Source organism: Flintibacter sp. SJQ-8 (assembly GCF_054108085.1).
This window is the reverse complement of the sequence record NZ_JBPJWR010000011.1, coordinates 245,217-267,496: the sequence shown is the minus strand read 5'-3', so window position 1 is coordinate 267,496 and position 22,280 is coordinate 245,217. Positions and strand designations below refer to the sequence as shown.

Annotated in this window: 23 protein-coding genes, 1 tRNA gene, 1 other RNA gene and 1 pseudogene; 6 read left to right on the top strand and 20 right to left on the bottom strand. The window is 61.8% G+C overall.

The features are described from left to right. Positions 1-5: 5 nt before the first annotated feature. The 3 genes from ACSAMP_RS09570 to murD all read right to left on the bottom strand — a co-directional run bounded on the left by ACSAMP_RS09570 (position 6) and on the right by murD (position 3,712). On the bottom strand, positions 6-1,040 hold the full coding sequence (locus ACSAMP_RS09570; RefSeq protein ID WP_457800314.1) for a M42 family metallopeptidase: 1,035 nt from the start codon (positions 1,038-1,040) through the stop codon (positions 6-8). Next, a complete protein-coding gene (locus ACSAMP_RS09565) occupies positions 1,033-2,073 on the bottom strand; it encodes a M42 family metallopeptidase (RefSeq protein ID WP_457800313.1) in 1,041 nt (346 codons plus the stop codon). The genes ACSAMP_RS09570 and ACSAMP_RS09565 overlap by 8 nt, the downstream gene beginning before the upstream one ends. Positions 2,074-2,326: 253 nt before the next feature. Beyond that, a complete protein-coding gene (gene murD, locus ACSAMP_RS09560) occupies positions 2,327-3,712 on the bottom strand; it encodes a UDP-N-acetylmuramoyl-L-alanine--D-glutamate ligase (RefSeq protein ID WP_457800312.1) in 1,386 nt (461 codons plus the stop codon). 235 nt (positions 3,713-3,947) lie between these two features. Here murD and ACSAMP_RS09555 point away from each other — a divergent pair, with 235 nt between their 5' ends. The 3 genes from ACSAMP_RS09555 to ACSAMP_RS09545 all read left to right on the top strand — a co-directional run bounded on the left by ACSAMP_RS09555 (position 3,948) and on the right by ACSAMP_RS09545 (position 6,529). Continuing rightward, positions 3,948-4,187, top strand: a complete 240-nt coding sequence (locus tag ACSAMP_RS09555) for a hypothetical protein (RefSeq protein WP_457800311.1) — start codon at positions 3,948-3,950, stop codon at positions 4,185-4,187. A 59-nt stretch (positions 4,188-4,246) separates the two neighbouring features. Then, positions 4,247-4,713, top strand: an RNA gene (rnpB, locus tag ACSAMP_RS09550) — RNase P RNA component class A. Positions 4,714-4,873: 160 nt separating this feature from the next. Continuing rightward, positions 4,874-6,529, top strand: a complete 1,656-nt coding sequence (locus ACSAMP_RS09545) for a carbohydrate-binding domain-containing protein (protein ID WP_457800310.1) — start codon at positions 4,874-4,876, stop codon at positions 6,527-6,529. A 68-nt stretch (positions 6,530-6,597) separates the two neighbouring features. Here the strand turns inward: ACSAMP_RS09545 and ACSAMP_RS09540 are convergent, their stop codons facing one another. After that, positions 6,598-6,936 (bottom strand): hypothetical protein, encoded by a 339-nt coding sequence (locus tag ACSAMP_RS09540; protein ID WP_457800309.1) that lies wholly within the window; start codon positions 6,934-6,936, stop codon positions 6,598-6,600. Further along, on the bottom strand, positions 6,933-7,268 hold the full coding sequence (locus ACSAMP_RS09535; RefSeq protein ID WP_457800308.1) for a hypothetical protein: 336 nt from the start codon (positions 7,266-7,268) through the stop codon (positions 6,933-6,935). Before ACSAMP_RS09535 ends, ACSAMP_RS09540 begins: the two co-directional genes overlap by 4 nt. A 439-nt stretch (positions 7,269-7,707) precedes the next feature. On the opposite strand from ACSAMP_RS09535, the gene ACSAMP_RS09530 reads away from it, so the two are divergent. Together ACSAMP_RS09530 and ACSAMP_RS09525 are read left to right on the top strand one after the other, a co-directional pair. Further along, a complete protein-coding gene (locus ACSAMP_RS09530) occupies positions 7,708-9,144 on the top strand; it encodes a sodium:proton antiporter (protein WP_457800307.1) in 1,437 nt (478 codons plus the stop codon). A gap of 15 nt (positions 9,145-9,159) precedes the next feature. After that, the gene (locus tag ACSAMP_RS09525) at positions 9,160-10,179 is read left to right on the top strand and encodes a cytidylate kinase-like family protein (RefSeq protein ID WP_457800306.1); all 1,020 of its coding nucleotides are present in this window, start codon (positions 9,160-9,162) and stop codon (positions 10,177-10,179) included. A gap of 94 nt (positions 10,180-10,273) precedes the next feature. Here ACSAMP_RS09525 and trpA read toward each other — a convergent pair whose 3' ends face one another. The 7 genes and pseudogenes from trpA to trpE all read right to left on the bottom strand — a co-directional run bounded on the left by trpA (position 10,274) and on the right by trpE (position 16,700). After that, positions 10,274-11,044, bottom strand: coding sequence for a tryptophan synthase subunit alpha (gene trpA / locus ACSAMP_RS09520; RefSeq protein WP_441795832.1), 771 nt, complete (start codon positions 11,042-11,044; stop codon positions 10,274-10,276). Beyond that, positions 11,041-12,225 carry a tryptophan synthase subunit beta gene (gene trpB, locus ACSAMP_RS09515; protein ID WP_441795833.1) on the bottom strand — a complete coding sequence of 395 codons (1,185 nt, stop codon included), beginning with the start codon at positions 12,223-12,225 and terminating at the stop codon, positions 11,041-11,043. The genes trpA and trpB overlap by 4 nt, the downstream gene beginning before the upstream one ends. 19 nt (positions 12,226-12,244) lie before the next feature. Beyond that, positions 12,245-12,844, bottom strand: a complete 600-nt coding sequence (locus ACSAMP_RS09510) for a phosphoribosylanthranilate isomerase (protein WP_441795834.1) — start codon at positions 12,842-12,844, stop codon at positions 12,245-12,247. Beyond that, positions 12,841-13,634, bottom strand: a pseudogene (trpC, locus tag ACSAMP_RS09505) (indole-3-glycerol phosphate synthase TrpC). Before trpC ends, ACSAMP_RS09510 begins: the two are co-directional and overlap by 4 nt. 3 nt (positions 13,635-13,637) lie before the next feature. Further along, positions 13,638-14,654 (bottom strand): anthranilate phosphoribosyltransferase, encoded by a 1,017-nt coding sequence (gene trpD, locus ACSAMP_RS09500; protein ID WP_441795836.1) that lies wholly within the window; start codon positions 14,652-14,654, stop codon positions 13,638-13,640. A 1-nt stretch (position 14,655) separates the two neighbouring features. Beyond that, positions 14,656-15,225 (bottom strand): anthranilate synthase component II, encoded by a 570-nt coding sequence (locus tag ACSAMP_RS09495; RefSeq protein WP_441795837.1) that lies wholly within the window; start codon positions 15,223-15,225, stop codon positions 14,656-14,658. Continuing rightward, on the bottom strand, positions 15,222-16,700 hold the full coding sequence (gene trpE / locus ACSAMP_RS09490) for an anthranilate synthase component I (protein ID WP_457800305.1): 1,479 nt from the start codon (positions 16,698-16,700) through the stop codon (positions 15,222-15,224). Before trpE ends, ACSAMP_RS09495 begins: the two co-directional genes overlap by 4 nt. Positions 16,701-17,190: 490 nt before the next feature. On the opposite strand from trpE, the gene ACSAMP_RS09485 reads away from it, so the two are divergent. Further along, positions 17,191-17,264, top strand: a tRNA-Gly gene (locus ACSAMP_RS09485). Between the two features lie 68 nt (positions 17,265-17,332). On the opposite strand, the gene ACSAMP_RS09480 is transcribed toward ACSAMP_RS09485, so the two are convergent. The 8 genes from ACSAMP_RS09480 to ACSAMP_RS09445 form a co-directional block, all read right to left on the bottom strand. Continuing rightward, positions 17,333-18,178: an IS3 family transposase gene (locus tag ACSAMP_RS09480; RefSeq protein ID WP_457799222.1), complete on the bottom strand. Its 846-nt coding sequence runs from the start codon at positions 18,176-18,178 to the stop codon at positions 17,333-17,335. Continuing rightward, positions 18,172-18,525: a transposase gene (locus ACSAMP_RS09475; protein WP_457799214.1), complete on the bottom strand. Its 354-nt coding sequence runs from the start codon at positions 18,523-18,525 to the stop codon at positions 18,172-18,174. The genes ACSAMP_RS09480 and ACSAMP_RS09475 overlap by 7 nt, the downstream gene beginning before the upstream one ends. A gap of 146 nt (positions 18,526-18,671) precedes the next feature. Further along, positions 18,672-19,007, bottom strand: coding sequence for a hypothetical protein (locus tag ACSAMP_RS09470; RefSeq protein WP_457800304.1), 336 nt, complete (start codon positions 19,005-19,007; stop codon positions 18,672-18,674). Beyond that, positions 18,967-19,233: a hypothetical protein gene (locus ACSAMP_RS09465; protein WP_457800303.1), complete on the bottom strand. Its 267-nt coding sequence runs from the start codon at positions 19,231-19,233 to the stop codon at positions 18,967-18,969. The genes ACSAMP_RS09470 and ACSAMP_RS09465 overlap by 41 nt, the downstream gene beginning before the upstream one ends. Beyond that, positions 19,230-19,787, bottom strand: coding sequence for an RNA polymerase sigma factor (locus ACSAMP_RS09460; protein WP_457800302.1), 558 nt, complete (start codon positions 19,785-19,787; stop codon positions 19,230-19,232). The genes ACSAMP_RS09465 and ACSAMP_RS09460 overlap by 4 nt, the downstream gene beginning before the upstream one ends. A gap of 98 nt (positions 19,788-19,885) precedes the next feature. After that, positions 19,886-20,560 (bottom strand): hypothetical protein, encoded by a 675-nt coding sequence (locus ACSAMP_RS09455; RefSeq protein ID WP_457800301.1) that lies wholly within the window; start codon positions 20,558-20,560, stop codon positions 19,886-19,888. Between the two features lie 130 nt (positions 20,561-20,690). Beyond that, a complete protein-coding gene (locus ACSAMP_RS09450) occupies positions 20,691-21,704 on the bottom strand; it encodes an MATE family efflux transporter (protein ID WP_457800300.1) in 1,014 nt (337 codons plus the stop codon). 69 nt (positions 21,705-21,773) lie between these two features. Next, positions 21,774-22,193, bottom strand: coding sequence for a MarR family winged helix-turn-helix transcriptional regulator (locus ACSAMP_RS09445; protein WP_441795843.1), 420 nt, complete (start codon positions 22,191-22,193; stop codon positions 21,774-21,776). Positions 22,194-22,280: the final 87 nt, after the last annotated feature.

The following is a 22,280-nucleotide window of genomic DNA, read 5'->3' as shown; positions in this document are numbered from 1 at the left end:
GCTCCTTATCTCTCCGCCCCGTCCCGGGCCATCTCTTCCAGAAACAGCCGGGTCAGGCGCAGCATATTTTCCATGTCCTCCACGTTGGCCACGCTGGCCGGGGCGTGGAGATAGCGCACCGCCGCCGACATGGCGGCCACCCGCACCCCGGCGCGGCTGCGCTGGATGGTCCGGGCGTCGTTGCCCCCGGCGATATACTCCTTGGTCTGCCAGGGGACGTCGTGCTCCTCCGCCAGCCGGGTCAGGGTGCGGAACAGCCCCCGGTCATAGATGGTGGCTCCGTCCATATAGGAGATCACCGGGCCCTTGCCGGGGGCGCACACCTTTCGGTGGTCCTCCACCCCGGGCAGGTCGGCGGCGGTGGTGGTCTCCAGCACCAGGGCGATGTCCGGCTTCACGGAGAAAGCCGCAGCGAAGGCCCCACGGGTGCCCACCTCCTCCTGAGCGGTGAAGGCAAAGGTCACGTCCATGGGCAGTTCCTCCTTCAGCAGGGAGAGCATGATGGCGCAGCCAATTCTGTCGTCGATGGCCTTGGCCTTCAGCATCCCCTCCCCCAGCTCCTCGGGCTCGCCCAGGAAAGAGCCATAGGTCCCGGGCTGGACCAGGGCCAGGGCCTCGTCCTTGTCGGCGGCTCCGATGTCAATATACATGCTGTCCGTCTTGGGGACCTTTTTGCCCTCCTCCCGGCTGACCAGGTGGATGGCCTTCAGGCCGATGACGCCGGGGATATTTTCCGGGCCCAGCACCACCGGCTTGCCGATGGCCACCCGGCGGTCCACCCCGCCCACAAAGTCAAACTTGCAGAAGCCCTCGTCGGTGACCCGGGTGACGATCAGGCCCACCTCATCCATGTGGGCACACAGCAGCAGCTTTGCCCCGTCGGACCGGCGGCCCTTTTTGCACACGATCAGGTTGCCCAAGGCGTCGGTGCGGATGCTGTCGGCATAGGGCGCGGCCTGTTCCCGGATAAAGGCCCGGATGGCGTCCTCGTCCCCGGACACGCCGTTCTGGCGGCAGAGCTGTTTCAGCAGATCAATCATAGCTGGGCGCCTCCTCTCCCAGGCCCCGGATGAAGTCGGCCAGCAGGGCGGCGGTGTTCTCCATGTCCTCCCGGCTCACCGTCTCGATGGGGGTGTGCATATAGCGCAGGGGCAGGGACAGCACAGCGGTGGCCACGCCCTCCCGGCTCACCTGTAAAGGCCAGCCGTTGGTGCCCGAGTGGCCGGCCATCACCTCGATCTGGCAGTCCATCCCGGCCTCCTCCGCCTTGCGCTGGAGACGGCGTGACATCCACCGGGTGCAGTTGGGGCCGACGCCGATCACCGGGCCGCCCCCCAGGGGGAAGGTCTTGCCCTTGTCCCCGTCGGGGCTGTCCCCGTGGGTCACGTCCACCGCCACGCACAGCTCGGGCACGATGCCATAGGCCGCCGTGATGGCCCCGGTGCTGTGGGTCTCCTCCTGGGTGGAGCCTAGGACGTACACGTCCACGTCCAGCTTCTCCCCCTTCAAACGTTCTAAAGCGTCCAGCAGGATGGCAAAGCAGGACCGGTCATCCAGGGACTTGCCGCACAGCAGCTTGTCCCCCAGGCGGGTGCAGCCCGCCCGATAGACGGCGGGGGTGCCCACGGGGATGAGCCGCTCGGCCTCCTCCTGGCTGAGACCTACGTCGATATACAGATCTTTTATGGGCTGGGGCTTGTTCATGTCCTCCGCCGTCTGCACGTGGGGAGGCATACAGGCCACCACCCCCAGCCGGGGGGGCTGGGTGAGGATGGTCAGCTCCCGGTCGGGCAGCATCCGGGGGTCCACGCCCCCCAGGGGGGCGAAGCGGAGATAGCCGTCCTCGTGTCCGGTGATGAGAAAGCCGATCTCGTCCAGGTGGGCGTCCAGCAGCAGCCGGGGGGCGTTCTCCTTCCCGCACCGGCGCAGGCCCACCACGCTGCCCATGCGGTCCACCCGCACCTCGTCCACCAGGGTACGCAGCAGCTCCGCCGCCGCCTGGGCCACCGGGCTTTCAAAGCCGCTGGGCCCCGGCAGGGCGCACAGGTGTTTCAATACTTCTTCGTAGTCCAAACTCAGACCCTCCGATTTTTGATGTCATTGCGAGGAAGGCAATGCCCGTAACCCCGTCCAACAGCCTCCCTTGTCAAAGGGAGGTGGCACGGCGCAGCCGTGACGGAAGGATTCCGACCACTGGGAAGCTGTCCTAAGAACGGAATCCCTCAGTCAGCTTCGCTGACAGCCCCCTTTAACAAGGGGGCCAAGGGACGGGGGTTACGGATTGCTGCGTCGGCCCGTTGGGCCTCCTCGCAGTGACAAGATGTCCTTACAGTTCGTTCACCAGCGCCTTGAAGCGCTTGCCCCGCTCCATAAAGTTCTTGAACTGGTCAAAGGCGGCGCAGGCGGGGGACAGCACCACCACGTCCCCGGCCACAGCGGCCCCCTGGGCGGCGGCCACGGCGGCGGCCAGGTCGTTTGTCTCCAGGATCTCCAGGCCGCTGCCCGCAAACTCCGGGGCAGTCTCCACCGCCTGGCGGATGGCGGGGGCGGTGGCCCCGCACAGCACCAGGACTTTGACCTTCTTGCAGATCTCCCGGCCCAGCTGGGTGAAGGGCACGCCCTTGTCATAGCCCCCGGCGATCAGAATGAGCTTCTGCTGGAAGGAGTCCAGACAGGCCATGGTCCGGGTGGGGCTGGTGCCGATGGAGTCGTTATAATACTTCACGCCGCAGAGCTCCCGCACCAGCTCGATGCGGTGCTCCACGCCGGTAAAGCGCTTGGCCACGGCCCGGACGCACTTGTCGGGGACCACCCCATCCACGGCGGCAATGGCGGCCATGTAGTTTTCGATGTTGTGGACGCCGGGGATGCGGATGTCGGCCAGGGGCAGGACCTCACGGCTGCCCATGGCGTTGGTCAGCCAGATGGCCTCGTCCCGGAGATACACACCCTCCTCCAGCTTGCTCTTCCGGCTGAACAGGGTCACGCCAGCGGGTGCCTCTTTGGACAGCTCTCTGGTGATGTCGTTGTCGAAGTTAAATACCGCCCGGTCCCCCGCCTGCTGGTGGAGATAGATGTTCCGCTTGGCGTTGGTATACTCCTCCATGGTGTGGTGATAGTCCAGGTGGTTGGGGGACAGGTTGGTGAACACGGACACGTTGGGGCTGAGGGTCATGGTCATCAGCTGGAAGGAGGACAGCTCCACCACGACCATGTCATCCGCCGTCATGCCGCCCACGTCGGGCAGCAGGGGCTTGCCGATGTTGCCGCCCACGTAGACGTTGAACCCGGCCTCTTTCAAAAACTCGCTGATGAGGGTGGTGGTGGTGGTCTTGCCGTCGCTTCCCGTCACGCCGAAGATCTTGCAGGGGCACAGCTGGAAGAACAGCTCCATCTCCGAGGTGATCTCCCGGCCCTTCTCCGCCGCCTTCTTCAGCTCCGGGTGATTGGGGCTCAGGCCGGGGGTACGGAAAATCACGTCAAAGCGATAGAGCTTGTCCAGATAGTTCTCCCCCAGCTGGAAGCTGGCGCCCAGACTCTCCAGCTCGTCGGCCAGCTCCTCCACCCGCTCCCGGGGGGATTTGTCGCACACCGTGACCTTCAAGCCGGCGCGCAGCATCATGCGGATAAGGGGGGTGTTGCTCACGCCCATGCCGATGACGGCAACAGACTTGCCCCGCAGGGACTCTAAATATTCAGCAATGGTGGACATAAACGTCCTCCTTCCATGTTTTTCTTTGTAACCTAGAGATTTTACCACGATTCCCCGAAAAATTCAATCGAAAGTATTGCTATCTGTCCCGCCTGCTGTCAGCCGGAAAATTTCTTGCAATCCCAGCCTGCGGCAGTATAATAAAAGCACAACGATCTCAGCCCTGACCCAGGACAACAAACTTTTAAATGCATACGACGACATCGTCAAGAGCGGCTATGAAGGAGGGATCGACATGTGCAGGATCACAACCGAAATCGAAGAGCGCGGCATCAAGCGCGGAATGCAGCAGGGACTCCAGCGCGGAATGCAGCAGGGCATCAAACGCGGCGAGGAGCAGGCGCTGAATGTGGTGGCGGGCGTCGTCCGGGCGTATCACAGGACCGGCTCCGTGGCGGCTGCGGCAAAGGAAAATAACCTTACCGAGGAGTACACCCGCACCATCCTCCAGAAGCTGGAGATGCTCCCCTCATAACAACGGACGCGGGAATCCGACATTGACAACCCCCGCATTTTCCTGTATCATAGGCAAGGCAAGTAAGCTGGACAGCCGCGCGGGCGGGGCGAAAGGCTCGTCTGTGAGGAAAGTCCGGGCTCCACAGGGCAAGGATAACGGGTAACACCCGCCGGGGGCGACCCTAGGAAAAGTGCAACAGAGATATACCGCCTCGTGGTCACGTTTTTATAAAATGGGGCCCCCGCAAAAGCGTTTGCTTTTGTGGGGAGAGGAGACGCAGCGAAATGAGCGAGCTTTACCGCTTGCGGTGAAGCGAGGGATATGGAGCTTGCGTCGACGAGGTAAGGGTGGAAAGGCGAGGTAAGAGCTCACCCGACGGCTGGGAACAGTCCGTCGCTGTAAACTCTATTCGGAGCAACGCCGTGGGAACGCAATAGACCGGCCCGGTCGCGTTCAGGGGGCGGCTGGAGCGTGGGGGCAACTCCACGTCGAGATAGATGGCTGTCTTAAAAGACAGAACCCGGCTTACAGGCTTACTTGTCAAAAAGACCGCGAGGGGACAAAACCCTTTGCGGTCTTTTTTATGCTGTGTCTCATTCACACTTTTTTTACAGTTTCGTCTCAAAATCGTTTCCTGTTGTTTCGAAAATGTTTGAACTTGTGTGCTAGGATAGGCTCACCAAAACCCGAAAGGAGACTTTTCCATGAAACGAAGCTGGACCGCTCTGGCGCTGGCCGGAGCCATGGTCTTTCAGCTGGCCGCCTGCGGCGCCTCCAACAGCGGCGGCGGCAGCTCCTCTGCCAACAGCGGAACAGAATCCGCCCTGGTCCTGTCCGACCAGTCCGTGACCCTGGACGGCAATACGATATCTGAGGGGACGGACGGAGCCGTCACCGTCAGCCACGACATCGTCTATTACCAGGCCGGCCAGGGCGAGGACTACGGCGCGGGCTCCGCCGACGACGAGCACACCGCCGAGGAGGCCGGTGCCCACACGGTGGTCACCATCCGCAAGGCCGGGACCTATCGGGTCTCCGGCAGCCTGTCCGCTGGTCAGCTGGCCGTTGATTTAGGCGATGACGCCAAGACCGACCCCTCCTCTGTGGTCACGCTCATCCTGGACGGGGTGGACATCACCTGCACCGTGGCCCCGGCAGTGATCTTCTACAACGTCTATGAGTGCGACGCCGACTTCGTCGCCTATGACAACGAGGAGACGGACAACTATGTCTCCTCCCCCACTGTGGACACCTCCGCCGCCGGAGCCAACGTCATCCTGGCCGACGGCAGCGTGAACAACATCTCCGGCTCTTACGTGGCCCGTATTTATAAGGAGGGCACCACCAAGAAGCTCCACAAGTACGACGGGGCTTTCTACTCCAAGATGTCCATGAACATCGGCGGGGAGTCGGAAGGCGACGGCGTGCTGAACATCACCGGCGAGAACGAGGGTCTGGACACCGAGCTGCACCTGACCATCAACGGCGGCGTCATCAACATCCAGGCCCAGGACGACGGCATCAACGTCAACGAGGACGGCGTGTCCGTGGTCACCGTCAACGGCGGCACCCTTCAGATCAACGCCGGGCTGGGGGCTGAGGGGGACGGCATCGACTCCAACGGCTTTCTGGTCATCAACGGCGGCAACGTGTACACCATGGCCAACCAGGCAAGCCCTGACGGCGGTCTGGACGCCGACGAGGACATCCTCATCAACGGCGGCTATGTGGTGGCCGTGGGCATCCGCAACGATCCCATCTCCGACGACTCCGCCCAGCAGTATATCCAGTTGACCTTCGCCTCCGTCCTCCCCGCGGGCAGCCAGATCGCCCTCACCGATGACAGCGGCGACCAGCTGCTCTCCTTCACCCTGGAGAAGTCCGCCCAGTCCATCGTCTTCTCCTCCCCCGATCTGAAGCAGGACGTGGACTATACCCTCACGGTGGACGGCGTGACGCAGCAGTACACCGGCACCTCCGCCGGCGGCATGGGCCCCGGCAATGGCGGCCAGCCCCCGGAGCTCCCCGACGGCCAGCAGCCCGGTGACGGCAGCCAGCCCGGTCAGGATGGCCAGCAGCCTCCCCAGAGCGACGGGCAGCAGCCCCCCGAAAAACCCGACGGCAGCCAGGCTCCCAATACCAACGGCCAGCAGCCCCCGGAGAAGCCTGACGGCGACAGCGCCCAGCAGGACCGCCCCCAGCCCCCGGAAAACGGCGGTCAGGCCCCTGACGGCCAGGCTCCCGGCACGCAGCCCGGTCAGAACCAGACCCAGGACAGCCAGACCGAGCCCTCCACCCAGTTCACCCTCACCGGAGACCACCACGCCTTCTCCGGCATCAGCGACAGCGAGAACGGATAAACGCAAAACATCAGGCCCGCACTGCCAATCCAAGACAGTGCGGGCCTGAACGTTTATATTCTCAATAATTACAGCCCGACGGGGTCCGCCACATCTTCCGTGAACAGGTCCATCAAGTCGTGGTTTGCCCCCACATTCGTCACCTCAAAATGATTGACGCAGTGCTGGAGCCACGGGAACGCATCACTCATATCCCGGATCAAATCAAATATCTCCAAGTCCGTCGTTTTATAGAGGGAGTGATAGCCGGAATATTGTTCGTGGGAGAAGTTCCGTCTGCTCAAAAACTTCTGTATCTTCTCATAAGCGCCTTTGGGCCGCGTTCTGGAGTAATGCTCCTCCAGGTCCTTGATCCGCAGATCAAAATAAAGGGCCTTAAAGTGCTTTGCTTCTCTCCTGGCCATCACGCCGCGCTTTCCCGGTGGGTGTAGTGATAGAGCACATCCTCCACGGTGAAGTCCGTTTCATTTTCGCCGTCGTCGCTGTTGTACCACAGCCATTTGACCAGATAAGCCATGAACCACTCTTTGTCTTTTAATGTAGTGATGATCCGGCCAAAGGTGCCATAGTCCCGGGCCATGCCCGTTCCGCAGTAGCAGACCGTGCCATCGGGAAGGGTCTGCTTTGGAAAATGATACTTTGCAAAGGCCCTGTCCACTGCGGCATAAATGGTCTCGGGGGCATATTTGCGATCTGCCTGTATCTTGGCGTCATCAAACTTGATCTCCAGCTTCAGCATGGTATCTCCTCCTGTGGGCCGAAAACGATATGCCATTTACAGTTTATAGTATATCGTATCCACGCCCGGTTTGCAACGGCTTTCTCCGTCGTTTGAAAAACGCGCCGTTTCCATATCCGAAACGACCCACCCCGACCCTCTTGTCGTTTCGCCAAATTTCAATTCCCGCACTCTGGCATAAAGAAAGCGTTAATTTCCCGTTAAAAAAACGAAAGTTTCTCCCCCTTTCCCCTTTGTTTTCCCCGGCTGATTTCGTGCTTTCCCGACCTCTTTGGTGGTTTTGCCCATGAATATTTTGTTTTTCTCCCGTTTTCTTACCAGCTTCGGCGTTGACATTCCCGACAAAAACAGCTAAGATTCATAGACGCCCATAAGAACGCAATGAAAATGAAATGAACGGTGGCCAAATGTGTGTGTCGGCCACAAGGAGGTCTTGTCATTGAAAAAAATCCCGGTTTTTTTGGCGGCCCTGCTTTTGCTCTGCGTCCCGGTGCTGGCTGCGGGCGGCCAGGCGGCTGAGATCGCCGAGCCCACGGCTGCCCTTTGGATGTGCATCCCCTTCGCCGGTATCCTGCTTTGCATCGCCGTGATGCCCCTGGCGGCCCCCGTCTGGTGGGAGCACCACCAGCCCATCGTCGTCGCCCTCTGGTCCCTGCTCTTCCTCATCCCCTTCGCCGTGGTGAACGGGGCGGGCGCTTCTGTTCAGTCTGCGCTGGAGTGCCTGGTGGACGACTATCTCACCTTTATCGTGCTGCTGTTCGGCCTGTTCTGCGTGGCCGGCAACATCACCCTGGAGGGCGACCTGGCCGGCTCCCCCCGGGTCAACGTGGCCCTGCTGCTGTTCGGCACCATGCTGTCCAGTCTGGTGGGCACCACCGGCGCCAGCATGCTCATGGTCCGTCCCCTGCTGAAGATGAACGCCTGGCGCAAGCGCCGCCGCCACATCATGGTGTTCTTTATCTTCCTCATCTCCAACATCGGCGGCTGCCTCACCCCCATCGGCGACCCCCCGCTGCTCATGGGCTTCTCCCGGGGCGTGCCCTTCTTCTGGAGCCTGCGCCTGGTGCCCATGCTGCTGCTGAACGTGGCGGTGCTGCTGTTCCTGTTCTATCACGTGGACATGCGGGCCTATCGCCGCGACATCGCCGAGGGCCGCAAGCCCGACATCAGCGGCCCCGGCACCCAGGTCCATATCCGGGGGCTGCACAACGTCATCTTCCTGCTGATGATCGTGGCCGCCGTCATTCTCAGCGGCACTCTGCCCAACCTGCCCGCCATGCAGGATGCCCAGGGCCAGGTGCTGGGCCTGACCATCTTCGGTGAAGTCCGGCTCACCCTGCCCGCCGTTATCGAGATCGTCATCATTCTGCTGGCCGCCCTGCTGTCCTTTAAGACCACCAGCGTAGAGGTCCGCCGCTCCAACCACTTTACCTGGGGCGCGATCCAGGAGGTGGCCGTGCTGTTCATCGGCATCTTCATCACCATGAAGCCCGCCCTGATGCTCCTCCAGGCCCACGGCTCCGAACTGGGGCTGACCACCCCCTTCCAGATGTTCTGGGCCACCGGCGCGCTGTCCAGCTTCCTGGACAACACCCCCACCTATCTGGTCTTCCTCACCACCGCCTGCGCCCAGGGCTTTACCAGCGGCGTGAACACCACGTTAGGCGTGGTCCCCGTGCAGATGCTGGAGGCCATCTCCTGCGGCGCGGTGTTCATGGGCGCCAACACCTATATTGGCAACGCCCCCAACTTTATGGTAAAATCCATCTCGGATGAAAACGGTATTCGCATGCCCTCCTTCTTCGGCTATCTGCTGTGGTCGATCTGTTTCCTGGGTCCCGTGTTCCTGCTGGACTCGCTCATCTTCTTTCTGTAAGGAGGCCTGGATTACATGGATGACAATATGAATGTGCGGCTGGAAATTGCCCGCCGTATTTACGATCTGGACGCGGAGGTCTATAAGGTGCTGGGCTCCAGCCTGGGCCGGGTGTTCAACGGGGACCGGGACATGACGGTCCGCCGCCTGGCCAACCTGATGTGCGACTTCACCCAGGGCCACTATCTCCGCAGCGAGTTGGCCCTGATCTCCAACATGGCCCGCACCATCCCCGTCAAGGCGGACCGCTCCCGGCTGATGACCGAGTACAATGAGATCCTCCACGCCCTGGACAAGCTGCCCACCAACTTCAACTCCCTGGACATTCTGGACCCCAAGATGGCCCACCTGAACAGCCTTCAGCTTGACCGCCGCTTTGACCAGGGGAATCACCTGGTGGTGTGCATTGGCCGCACCTATGGCAGCGCGGGCACCGACATCGGCTTTGCCCTGGCCGACGCCCTGAAGATCAACTACTACGACTCCGAGATCTTTGCCGAGGTGCTGGAGCGGCTGGAGGCCGACCCCAAGTCCGTTCAGGACTGGGTGAGCTTTGCCCACAAGCAGAACCTGAACCAGAGCCTTGGCCTGGACAAGTACCGCGGCATCAAAGAGCGCCTGAAGGAGTTCAACCGCTACCACGGTCTGCCCACCGAGGACGCCGTGTTCTTCAACCAGAGCGGCCTGCTGTGCGACATGGCCAAGCGGGAGGACTTTATCATCATGGGCCGCTGCGCCGACGTGATCTTGTCCAACAACGGCATCCCCCACATCAGCCTGTTCATCAACGCCCCCTTCAACCTGCGGGTGCGCCGGGTCATGGACACCGACGGCCTGGACAAGAAGGGCGCGACCAAGCTGCTCCACCAGCTGGACCGCCGCCACCGCCACTATTACGAGTTCTACACCGGCCACCGCTGGGGCGACCCCGCCAACTATGACCTGTGTCTCAACAGCGCGTCCTACGGCATCGACGGCTCCGTGGCCCTGATCCGCCAGCTCATTGAAAAGAGCCGGGAGGGCGCCGACGACTGACCCCTCTCCCCCGCATTCTCTCTTTGACAACATAAAACCAGCGCCGCCCCGGTTCTTTGCCGGGACGGCGCTGGTCTTTTTTGTTCTCTTTGGCTTACAGAGCCTGCTTCATCTGGCGGACGAACTCCCGCACCGGCTCCACCGCCTGGCGGCCATGCTGGCCCACCAGCTTCACGATGGCGGAGCCTACGATGACCCCGTCGGCCTTGGCCCCCATGGCGGCGGCCTGCTCCGGGGTAGAGATGCCAAAGCCGATGGCGCAGGGGACGTTGGGGTTGGCCTGCTTGGCCAGGGCCACCATGGCCCCCACGTCGGTGGTGATCTGGCTGCGCACTCCGGTCACGCCCATGGAGGACACGCAGTAGAGGAAGCCCTCCGCCTCCCGGGCGATCTGGGCCACCCGCCCCTCAGAGGTGGGGGCCACCATGGAGATCAGCACTAAACCGTGCTCCCGGCAGGGGGCGGCGAACTCTTCCTTCTCCTCAAAGGGCACGTCGGGCAAAATCAGCCCGTCCACCCCCGCCTGGGCGGCCTGGGTGAGAAAGCGCTCCGTGCCATAGGAGAAGACCACGTTGGCGTAGGTCATAAAGACCAGGGGGACTTGCGTCTGCTCCCGCAGGCGGCGGACCAGGCCGAAGATCAGGTCGGTGGTCACACCCCCGGCCAGGGCCCGCATGTTGGCCCCCTGGATCACCGGTCCCTCCGCCGTGGGGTCGGAGAAGGGGATGCCCAGCTCGATGAGGTCGGCTCCCGCCTCCGCCGCCGCCAGCACCAGCTGCTCGGTGGTCTCCAGGTCCGGGTCGCCGCAGGTAAAGAAGGGGATAAACGCCTTCCCCTTGGAAAATGCCGTTTTGATGCGATTCATAAAGAGACCTCCTCTCCCCGATACCGGGCAATGGCGGCGCAGTCCTTGTCCCCCCGCCCGGAGATGTTTACCACCATGATCTGGTCCCGGCCCATGGTCGGGGCCAGCTTCATGGCGTGGGCCACCGCGTGGGCCGACTCGATGGCCGGAATGATGCCCTCCATGCGGCTGGTGTACTCAAAGGCGTTCACCGCCTCGTCATCGGTGACGGGCACATACTCCGCCCGGCCAATGTCGTGGAGCCAGGCGTGCTCCGGCCCGATGCCCGGATAGTCCAGCCCGGCGGAAATAGAATATACAGGGGCGATCTGCCCATACTGGTCCTGGCAGAAATAGCTCTTCATCCCGTGGAAGATGCCCAGGCGTCCGGTGGCAATAGTCGCCGCCGTCTCCGCCGTGTCCACGCCGCGCCCCGCCGCCTCGCAGCCGATCAGCCGCACAGAGGGGTCGTCAATGAAGTGATAGAAGGCCCCGATGGCGTTGGAGCCGCCGCCCACGCAGGCCAGCACCGCGTCGGGCAGTCTGCCCTCCCGCTCCAGCACCTGGGCCTTGATCTCCTTAGAGATCACCGCCTGAAAGTCCCGCACGATGGTGGGGAAGGGGTGGGGACCCATGACGGAGCCCAGGCAGTAGTGGGTGTCCGCCACCCGGCTGGTCCACTCCCGCATGGCCTCGCTCACCGCGTCCTTCAGGGTGGCCGTGCCGGTGGTCACGGGGACGACTTTCGCCCCCAGTAGGCGCATCTTATACACGTTCAGGGCCTGGCGGCGGGTGTCCTCCTCCCCCATGAACACCACGCACTCCATGCCCATCAGGGCGGCGGCGGTGGCGGTGGCCACGCCGTGCTGGCCCGCTCCCGTCTCGGCAATGAGCCGGGTCTTGCCCATCTTCTTGGCCAGCAGGGCCTGGCCCAGCACGTTGTTGATCTTGTGGGCGCCGGTGTGGTTCAGGTCCTCCCGCTTGAAGTAAATCTTGGCCCCGCCCAGGTCCTCGGTCATCCGCTGGGCAAAGTACAGCCGGGAGGGCCGCCCGGCGTAGTCGTTGAGCAGAGCGGTCAGCTCGGCCTGAAACTCCGGGTCCTGCTTATAGTGGTTATAAGCCTCCTCCAGCTCGATCACCGCGTTCATCAGCGTCTCGGGCATATACTGCCCGCCGTGAACGCCAAATCTTCCTTTTGACATGTTGTTCCTCCTAAATCTATTACACCCTTCTGGCTGCGGCCACCGCCGCCAGAATTTTGGCTTCGTCTTTTTTTCCGTCGGTCTCCACCCCGCTGGACAGGTCCACCCCAAAGGGGCCCAGGGCCGCCGCCTGGGGCAGATTGTCCGGGGTCAGCCCTCCCGCCAGCAGATAGGGCCGGGGGAAGCCCTTCAGCAGGGACCAGTCAAAGACCTGTCCCGTCCCCGCCCCGTTGTCCAGCACCACCAGATCGGCGCTGGATGCGGCGGCGGAGACCAGATCCTCCCGGCTCCGCACCCGAAAGGCCCGCCATAACACGCAGCCCGGCGCGGCATCCCGGAGGGCGGCCAGATAACCCTCATCCTCCCCGCCGTGGAGCTGGGCCACAGCGATGGTCCCGTCAAGCAGCAGCCCGGCCACCTGGTCCACAGGCCGGTCCACGAACACCCCCACGGGCACGATGCCCGGGGCCAGTTCCGCCCGCAGGGCGGCGGCCTGCTCCCCACTTACGTTCCGGCGGCTTTTGGGGCAGTCGATGACAAAGCCGCACCAGTCGGGCCGGGTCTGGTTCACATAGGCCACGTCCTCCCGCCGGGACAGGCCGCAGATCTTGATCTTCATTCCGCTGCCCTCCGCAGAGATGCCAGCATGGCTCCTTTATCCGGGGCGCGCATCAGGGCCTCCCCCACCAGCGCGGCGTCCGCCCCCAGCCGTTTCAGGGCGGCGGCGTCCTCCGGGCCGGTCAGGCCGCTCTCGGCCACATACAGCACCCCCGGCGGGATGCGGTCCCGCAGCCGGGCGGCGTTACTGAAGTCCACGGAGAAGTCCTTCAGATTCCGGTTGTTCACCCCGATAATCTCCGCCCCGGCGTTCAGGGCCGCGTCCACCTCTTGCCCGTCGTGGGTCTCCACCAAGGCGGCCAGGCCAAGGCTCCGGCACAGATCCAGATACCCCTTCAACGTCTCCCCGTCCAGCAGCGAAACGATGAGCAGCACCGCGTTGGCCCCCATCAGCCGAGCCTGGTATATCTGATACTCGTCCACGGTGAAGTCCTTGCGCAGCATGGGCAGAGAGATGGTCCGCCGCACCTGGCGGAAGATGTCGTCCGACCCCAGGAACCACTTTGGTTCCGTAGACAGGACACCCCGTCCGCCCCCGCCGCCTCATAGGCCCGGGCGATGTCCAGATAGGGGAAGTCCGGGGAGATCAGGCCCTTGGAGGGGGACGCTTTTTTGATCTCGCACAGGAAGGACAGCCCTGGCCTGTTCAGGGCGGAGACGAATTGCTCCCCCTGCCCCGGCCCGGCCTCTTGGCACAGGGCCTTCAGCTCTTCCAGGCTGATTTTGGCCCGGTCCGCCGCCACCCGGGTCCGGGCATGGGCGGCGATGGTCTGCAAAATGTTTTCCGCCATGGCTTACTCCTGACTGGCCTTGATAAACTCGTCCAGCTTTTGGTCCGCCGCGCCGCTGTCGATGAGCTGGGCCGCCAGCTCCACGCCGGATTTCAGGCTGTCCGCCTTGCCGCCGATGTACAGTGCCGCGCCGCCGTTGAGCAGCACCGCGTCCCGCTTGGGGCCGCGCTCCCCCCGAAGGATGGCCCGGGTGATGGCGGCGTTCTCCTCCGGCGCACCGCCCCGCAGGTCCTCTTTGGTGCAGCGCTTCAGGCCCAGCTCCTCCGGCGTGAGGACATAGGAGCGGTAGTTCCCGCCCTCAAACTCGCACACGGAGGTGGGGGCGCTGAGGGACAGCTCGTCCAGCTTGTCCTGGCCATAGACCACCATGCCCCGGCGCACCCCCAGGCTGGTGAGCACCCGGGCCAGGGGCTCCACCAACGACTGGTCATACACCCCCAGCACCTGGCGCTTGGGGGCGGCGGGGTTGGTCAGCGGCCCCAGGATGTTGAACACGGTGCGGATGCCCAGCTCTTTACGGATGGCCCCCACATAGCGCATGGAGGTGTGGTACTTCTGGGCGAAGAAGAAGCAGATGCCCACGGTATTCAGCAGCTCCAGACACTTCTCCGGGGACAGGTCCAGGTTCACCCCCAGGGCCTCCAGACAGTCGGCGGTGCCGCAGCTGGAGGAGGCCGCCCGGTTGCCGTGCTTGGCCACCTTCACGCCCCCCGCCGCGGCCACCAGGGCCGAGGTGGTGGAGATGTTGAAGCTGTGTGCCCCGTCGCCTCCGGTGCCCACGATCTCCAGCAGGTCCAGGTCGTTGGGCACCTTCATGGCGTGGTCCCGCATGGCGGCGGCGCATCCGGCGATCTCGTCCACCGTCTCCGCCTTGGTGCTCTTGGTGGACAGGGCCGCCAGAAAGGCCGCGTTCTGGGTGGGGCTGGTCTGGCCGCTCATGATCTCGTTCATCACCTGATAGGCCTCGTCATAGGTCAGGTCCTGTTTGTCCACGATTTTAATAATAGCCTCTCGGATCATGTCAGTTTCCCTCCAAAAAGTTTTTCAAAATGGTCCCGCCGTCGGGGGTGAGAATGGATTCCGGGTGAAATTGCAGGCCGTACACCGGACAGTCCCGGTGGGCCACCGCCATGACCTCCCCGTCCTGGGTGCGGGCCACGGCCTTCAGGCAGTCGGGCAGGCTGTCCTCCGCCACCGCCAGGGAGTGGTATCGCGCGGCGGGGATCTCCCCCGGCAGCCCTTGGAACAGGGGGCAGCTTTCGTCCAGCGCCACCTGGGACTGCTTGCCGTGCATGAGTCGGCTGGCGTAGATGATCCTGCCCCCCAGGGCCTCGCAGATGGCCTGGTGGCCCAGGCAGATGCCCAGGATAGGGATCTCTCCCGCCAGGCGGCGCACCGCCTCCTCGCAGATACCCGCCTGGTCGGGCCGCCCCGGCCCCGGGGACAGCAGCAGATGGCTTGGGGCCATAGCCCGGATGTCCTCCACCGTTACCTGGTCGTTGCGCACCACCCGGATGTCCGGGCAGATGCTGCCCACCAGCTGGTAGAGGTTATAGGAAAAGCTGTCGTAATTGTCGATGAGCAGGATCATAAGTCTTTCTCCTTCTGGGCCAGCTCCAGAGCGGACACCACCGCCTGGGCCTTGTTGATGCACTCCTGATACTCCTTCTCCGGCACGGAGTCGGCCACGATGCCCGCCCCGGACCGGACGAAGACCTTTCCGTTTTTCTGAAAGGCCAATCGAATGGCGATACACACGTCCAGGTTGCCGGTAAAGTCCAGATAGCCGATGGCCCCGCCATAGGTGCCCCGCTTGTTGTTCTCCAGCTGGTCGATGATCTCCATGGCCCGCAGCTTGGGCGCGCCGGACAGAGTCCCGGCGGGCAGGATGGCGTCGATGGCGTCCACCGCGTCCAGGCCCTCCCTCAGCTCTCCCCGCACGGTGGAGCCCAAATGCATCACGTGGGAGTAGCGCTGCACGGCCATATACTCCTCCACCTCCACCGTGCCGAAGCGGCTGATCTTGCCGATGTCGTTCCGGCCCAGGTCCACCAGCATGTTGTGCTCCGCCCGCTCCTTCTCGTCGGCCAGCAGTTCGGCCTCCAGGGCCAGGTCCTCTTCTCTGGTCTTGCCCCGGGGGCGGGTCCCCGCCAGGGGGAAGGTGTGCAGCACGCCGTCCTCCAGCTTCACCAGCGTCTCCGGGGAGGCCCCGGCCAGCTCCATGTCATCGCTGGTGAAATAGAACAGATAGGGGGACGGGTTGGTGGTGCGCAGCATCCGGTACACGTCCAGCAGGGACCCGGCAAAGCCCGCCTCCAGCCGATTAGACAGCACCACCTGGAAGATGTCCCCCTCCCGGATATAGTGCTTGGCCCGCTCCACCATGGCGCAGTAGCTGTCCTTGTCGAACAGGGGCTTCACCGGGGTGGTCAGGCGGCCCGGCTGCCGGGGCAGGGGCTGGCCGTGGCGCAGCAGCTCGGCCATGCGGTCCAGCCGGGCGCAGGCGGCGGGATAGGAGCTGTCCAGGTCCTCCGTCTCCGCGTTGGTGATGAGGACGATCTTCTGCCGGAAGTTGTCAAAGGCGATGACGCTGGAAAACAGCATCAGGTCCAGGTCCTTAAAGTGCTCCTGGTCCTCCGCCGTCAGGTGCAGGCTGGGTTCGGCGTACTTGATGTAGTCATAGGCGAAGTAGCCGACCAGACCGCCGGTGAAGGGGGGCAGGCCCTGGAGCCGGGGACTTTTATACCGGGCCAGCAGGTCCCGCAGCACCGGGCCGGGGGCGGAGAAGCGGGTCTCGGTCTCCCCTGTCTCGCTTTTCAGCTGGACGATGCCGTCTTTACAGGTGACCTCCAGGCTGGGCTCGAACCCAAGGAAGGAGTACCGGCCCCAGCCCTGGCTGTCGGCGGCGGACTCCAGCAGAAAGCAGTGGTTGTCCTGTGAGCGCAGGATGCGCAGGGCCTGGATGGGGGTGATAAAGTCGCTGAGCAGCTCCCGCGTCACGGGGACCTGTCCATAGGGGCCGCTCTGGGCCAGGGCCCGGGCCTCTTTCAGCGTGGGATAATACATCTTGACCTCCTGTCTCAGGGATGAAAAAAAGACTCGTCCCTGACAAATGTTTGTCAAGGACGAGTCTGAAAAAACAGTCTCGCGGTGCCACCTTGCTTCGCGGCTTTGGGCCGCGCACTTTGCGGGATACCAACATATCCCCGGCAACTGACGTATGCCTCCACGTCGCAAAATACTGAGCCTTTCGGCCGTTCCTTGCGCCCTCCGTGATCCATTTGCCTGCCTGCGTTCTATCCGGCTCTCAGCCGCCCGGACTCTCTGTAAGGGCACAACAGACGTTATCTTCACATCAATGGTTTAGCCTAATGAAGTTATTGTCCGCATTATAAGCCCATCCCGCCCATTTGTCAATCACTTTTTTCCGCGTGACTGAAATTTTTTCCCGTCCCCCCTCCCCTGTTCCCCCGGGAAGAAAAAAATCGAAGCCGCCGGAAAAGAAATGCTTGCATTTTGGTCCCGGCTTTGCTATAATGAGCAAGTAAAGTTTGATGCAGGTATAGTTCATCGGTAGAACGCGACCTTCCCAAGGTCGATAGGAGGGTTCGACTCCCTTTACCTGCTCCAAAAAAGAGACATCTGCCTATAGTGAAGTGACCCCCAAAAGTTAGACAATATTTTGAAGTAAAAATTGTTCAAGCAGCCGAAAGGGCTTGCTGTCTGTGAATTGCAGGCGGCAAGCCCTTTAGCTTTGCCTTGATGCGGCGGTTGTTGTAGTAATCCAGATATTCGATCAGTTCCAGTTTGAAGTGTTCCATGGAGCGGAACTCCTGCAAATACAGCAGTTCACTTTTGAGTAAGCCGAAGAAATTCTCTATCACGGCGTTGTCCAGACAGTTTCCTTTCCGGCTCATGCTCTGGCGAACACCTTTCTCCCGGAGCATCTGTTGGTATTGTTTGTGTTGGTACTGCCAGCCCTGGTCAGAATGGAGAATCAGGTTTGTTCCGGCCGGGATCTTTGCAAACGCCTCGTCCAGCATGGTGGTTACCATGCTGAGTACAGGACGATCCGATATGGTGTAACTGACCAGATCGCTGCTGCACAGATCGAGAATCGGGGACAGATAGAGCTTCTCTCCAAACAGGCTGAACTCCGTCACATCCGTGACCCATTTCTGATTCGGCTTTTCGACATGAAAATCCCGATTTAGCAAATTTGGTGCAATTTTGCCTACTTCTCCCTTGTAGGAACGATATTTTTTCATCCTGACACGACAAACTAAGCCCAGCTTCTTCATGAGCCGCTGGACAGTCTTGTGGTTCACAGAGAATTTACGCTTGCGAAGTTCTGCCGTGATCCGGCGATAGCCGTACCGGCCCCTGTTTTCGTGGTAAATTGCTGCGATTTCTTCCTTAACAGATGCATATTTGTCTTCTCTCTGCATCTGCTTCAAATGATAGTAGAAAGTTGCACGGGGCAGCTGAGCGATTGAGAGCAGAATACTGAGTGCGTGTTTTTGCCTTAGCTTCTGAACTACCAGCGTTTTCTGCGCTGGCGTCGCTCGTCTTCCAAAACCAAGGCTTGCAAGTTTTTTAGGTAATCGTTCTCCGCACGCAGTCGCTGCACTTCGGCCAGCAGATCTTCTTCCACCTGCTTCGGCAGCTGCTTTGGCGGACGACCCTTACTGCTGCGGCCACGCCGTTCGATGGCTAACCCTTCCGGCCCTTCTTCCAGGTAGATTCGCTCCCATGATTTGATTCGATCTCTACTGTTTACCTCAAATCTACGGCAGGTTTCGCTGTAACTCAATTTCTCTTTCTGCATGGTTTCAATCACCAGTTTTTTGAATTCCGGCGTATATCGTTTGTTTGGTACTCCTTTTGGCATAGCAAAACACCCCACTTGTTAGATAGTATACCATACTGTCTAACAAATGGGGTGCAGTTCATAGCAGATGTCTCTTTTTTATTCCATTGTGAGGAAGACCGCAATGATGGCGGGCAACTTCTGTCATCAGAAACCGTCCCTTCGCTTCACTCCCCCAACCAATCCGCCAACAGCACCTGCACCTCGCCGATCTGCTGGGACATATTCAGGTACTCCCGGGCCACGGCGGCGTTATTGGGGTCGTACTGCACGTCGGAGGGCAGGATGAGAAAGTATGTCTCTTTCGGCGTGGAGGCGATGACATACTGCCGGGCGGCGAAGTCCGCTGCCGGGTCGCAGCTGCCCTCGTGACACTCCACCGTGAAGAGGTAGCCCGCCTCGTCCAGACCCTCCCCCGTCCGGGCGGCGCGGAGATACACGCCCAGGGAACCGTCCTGAAGCTCATAGCCGCACTTTCCCCGCCAGCTCTCCGGCAGGACCACCGTCAGCCCCGTCTCCGGGATGGGGATGGGTCTCCGGCCCCCTGCCCCCGGACAGGGCCCCCGCGGCAAAGCTGGCCGTCATCAGCACAGCCGCCGCCGCCAGGGCCAGGGCCCGGCGGAGGCGGCCCGTTCTCCTCCGCCGCCCGTAATTGGGGGCCTGCCCCGCGCTCTCGATCAATCGCTGGTCGATGTTACCCATGTTCTCCGCCAATTCCCTCGCCGTCATAGCGCCACGCCCTCCTTTTCCAGATATGCCCGCAGCTTCTTTCGCGTCTGAAACAACATGGATTTGATCTTGCTCTGGCTATAGCCGGTGCGGCGGCAGATGCCGTCTATGGACTGGAAATACCAATACCGCAGGAGGAATATGTTCCGCCGCTCCTCGTCCTGCGCCCACAGGAACGCGTCCAGCAGTTCTTTCAGCCGCCGGGCCTCCACCTCGGTCTCCACGCTCTCCCGCCCGGACACGCACTGCCCCAGTTCCTCCAAGGAGCGCACCGCCACCGGGTTCCGCTTTTGGGCGTTCACGTGGTCAAACCGCTTCAGGGCCAGGTTTCTGGTCACCCGGGCCACGAACGCGGAAAAGCGCTCCGGCTTTTGGGGCGGGATGGCGTTCCAAAGGCCCAGATAGGTGTCGTTGACGCACTCCTCGCTGTCCTCCCGGCTGGACAGAATGTTGTGGGCGATGGTATAGCACAGGCCGCCATATTTGGCCGCCGTCTCGTGGATGGCCCGCTCCGCCCGCTGCCAATACAGGGCGATGATGTCTCTGTCGTCCATGTCTGCCCTCCTCTCCCGGTCTTATCGTCCGCTTTCACTGATTATAGTCCGGTTTTCCCGGGCGCGGTTGCAGGGCGGTGAAAATTTTTCCGGCGGTCTTACAGAAATTCCGACAGCTTTTCATACAGCTCCCGCTCCTCCGGGGAGATGCGCTGGGTCCAGTCGCCGGTTTCATTGATCATAGCCAGCACGTCCAGCAGGGCCTCCCTCCCGCCCTCGGGGGTGGTGTCATAGATCTTGGGCACCACTTGGTCCGCCATTTCCAGCAGCTTAAATGCCAGGTGCAGCACGGCATTCTGCTCTGCCTCGCTGAAGCGCCCCCGCAGGAAGGTCCGCACCGCCGCCACAAAGGAGAAGGACTCCGCCATCAAGTCGTGGAACTCACCGATGCTGTACCAGGAGGCCGCCGCGGCAATGGCCAGCATCAGCAGCACCCCTCCAGCGGCTGCCAGCTCCCCCTGCCAGTGCAGCGTCTCCGGCGCCAGCTGATGGATAAGAAACAGCACCAGCAGGGCCGGAAGGTGGCAGCACAGCCCCAGGCTGGACAGGACCCATACCCAGTGGCGGAGGCTCACTTGCAGCAGGCAGCTGTCCACCAGGACAAAGTCGTCCCAGCCCCGGACGCCCTTCCACCAGACCGCCGGGTCCGCAAGTCCGCAGATACCCCGCCCCCCGGACTGTAGCCCCGTCAGCACCCACTGACTGACGTGCAGCACATAGGCCAGCAGGATCACCACCGAAACCATGGCCAGATCCAACAAAAACACGATCATCTTAACATCTCTCCTTGAAACATAAAAATGGACATAGCGAGCCTGTTTCGCTATGTAAACAGTGTCGCTGTGTCCAAATATGTATCAAGTATGAAATTCGACTGCATTATAACATGACTGTCGAAATTTGTCAATCCATCATTTTCCTGCTCTTTCGCATGTACAGCGCCGCCGCCAGGAGCAGGGACAGCACGTCGGCCACGGGCTGGGCCCAGATGAGTCCCTGCTCGTGAAAGGCCGCGCCCAGCAGGAACATGGCGGGAATGTAGACAAGCCCCTGGCGGGAGATGTTGACGATTAGGGATTCCGTGGCCGCACCACAGGCTTGCAGGGCGTTGACCAGCACATAGAACACGCCGAACAGAATGCTGGATACGCTCATGAGGAAGGACCCCAGGGCGGCGGGCACGCCGATGGCCAGCACGCCGGAGGCCACCTTGTCCCCCACGGTAAAGTCCTGAAGCCGGATGCTCAGCGCCGAACCGCCCCGGCAGAAATAGACGATGTAATAGCCCGCGCCCACCACGTTTCCAATGACGGTGGCGATGGCCGCCCCGGTGATCTCCCAGTGGAAAACCAGGATAAAGAGGGGGTCCAGCACCACGTTGAGCAGATTGCCCAGCAGCTGGCCCATCATGGCCCTGCCCGACTGCCCCTCCGCCCGGATCACATTGGAATAGCAGTTTGCAACAAGCACAAAGGGCCCGGAGACGCTGACGATGGTGAGATAGCTCTTGGCGTATGCCCAGGTGTCCGGGCTGGCCCCCACCAGGGCCAGGATCTGATCCATACACAGCAGAAACAGGGCCGCCATCACCAGGCCCACTCCCACGTAGCTCCACATGCAGAAGGAGCAGACCTTTTGGGCGTATTCCCGCCGCCCCTCCCCCATGGCCCGGGAGATGACCGAGGTGCCGCCCATGCCAAAGACGGAACCCACCGCCATAAACAGCAGGAACACCGGCGTGGCCAGGGACACCGCCGCCACCTGTAGGGCGTCGCGGGTCTGCCCGATGAAAAAGGTATCCGCCAGATTATAGACCAGCACCATCAGCATGGCCGCCATGGCGGGCAGCACATTTTGCAGCACCGCCCGACCCACCGGGACCTTTTCAAACACATCCATCCCTTGATCCTTGTTCATGTTGTCCTCCTCTTTGATAGCAAGCTATTGATTTGCGTAAGAAACATCCCTCCGCCAGGAGGGACGGTTTCAATTCAGGTTATCGGCCACCCGGACCAGCAGGCTCTTAAGCTGCGCCCGCTCCTCCGGGGAGAAGCCCCGCAGCAGCCTCTCCTCTGCCTGGTCCATGTGACAGGCCGCCTGGCCGCAGCATTTCTCTCCAGATCCTGTAATGCAGACCAACTTTACACGCCTGTCCTCCGGGGCACCTGTGGCGGTCACCAGGCCCTTCTGCTCCAGCCGAGAGACGACCCCCGCCACCGTGGACTGGGCCACGCCGAAAAAGCGCTCCAGCTCCTTCATGGAGCAGCGCTTGCCCTCCGCCCCCTGTATCGTCAGCAGGACGGACACCTGCATCATGGTCAGCCCCTGCTGCCGCAGGGTGTTGTTGGCCTGTTTTTCCAGTTTATCGTGGATCTGTTTGAACAGCAGCCCAGTTGGCGTTCCCATGGCGCGCCCTCCTTTTCTCTTTATATCGCATTAATAATAGCACGCTATTATTCTTGCGTCAATAGCGTGCTATGCTCTTTCGGCTGT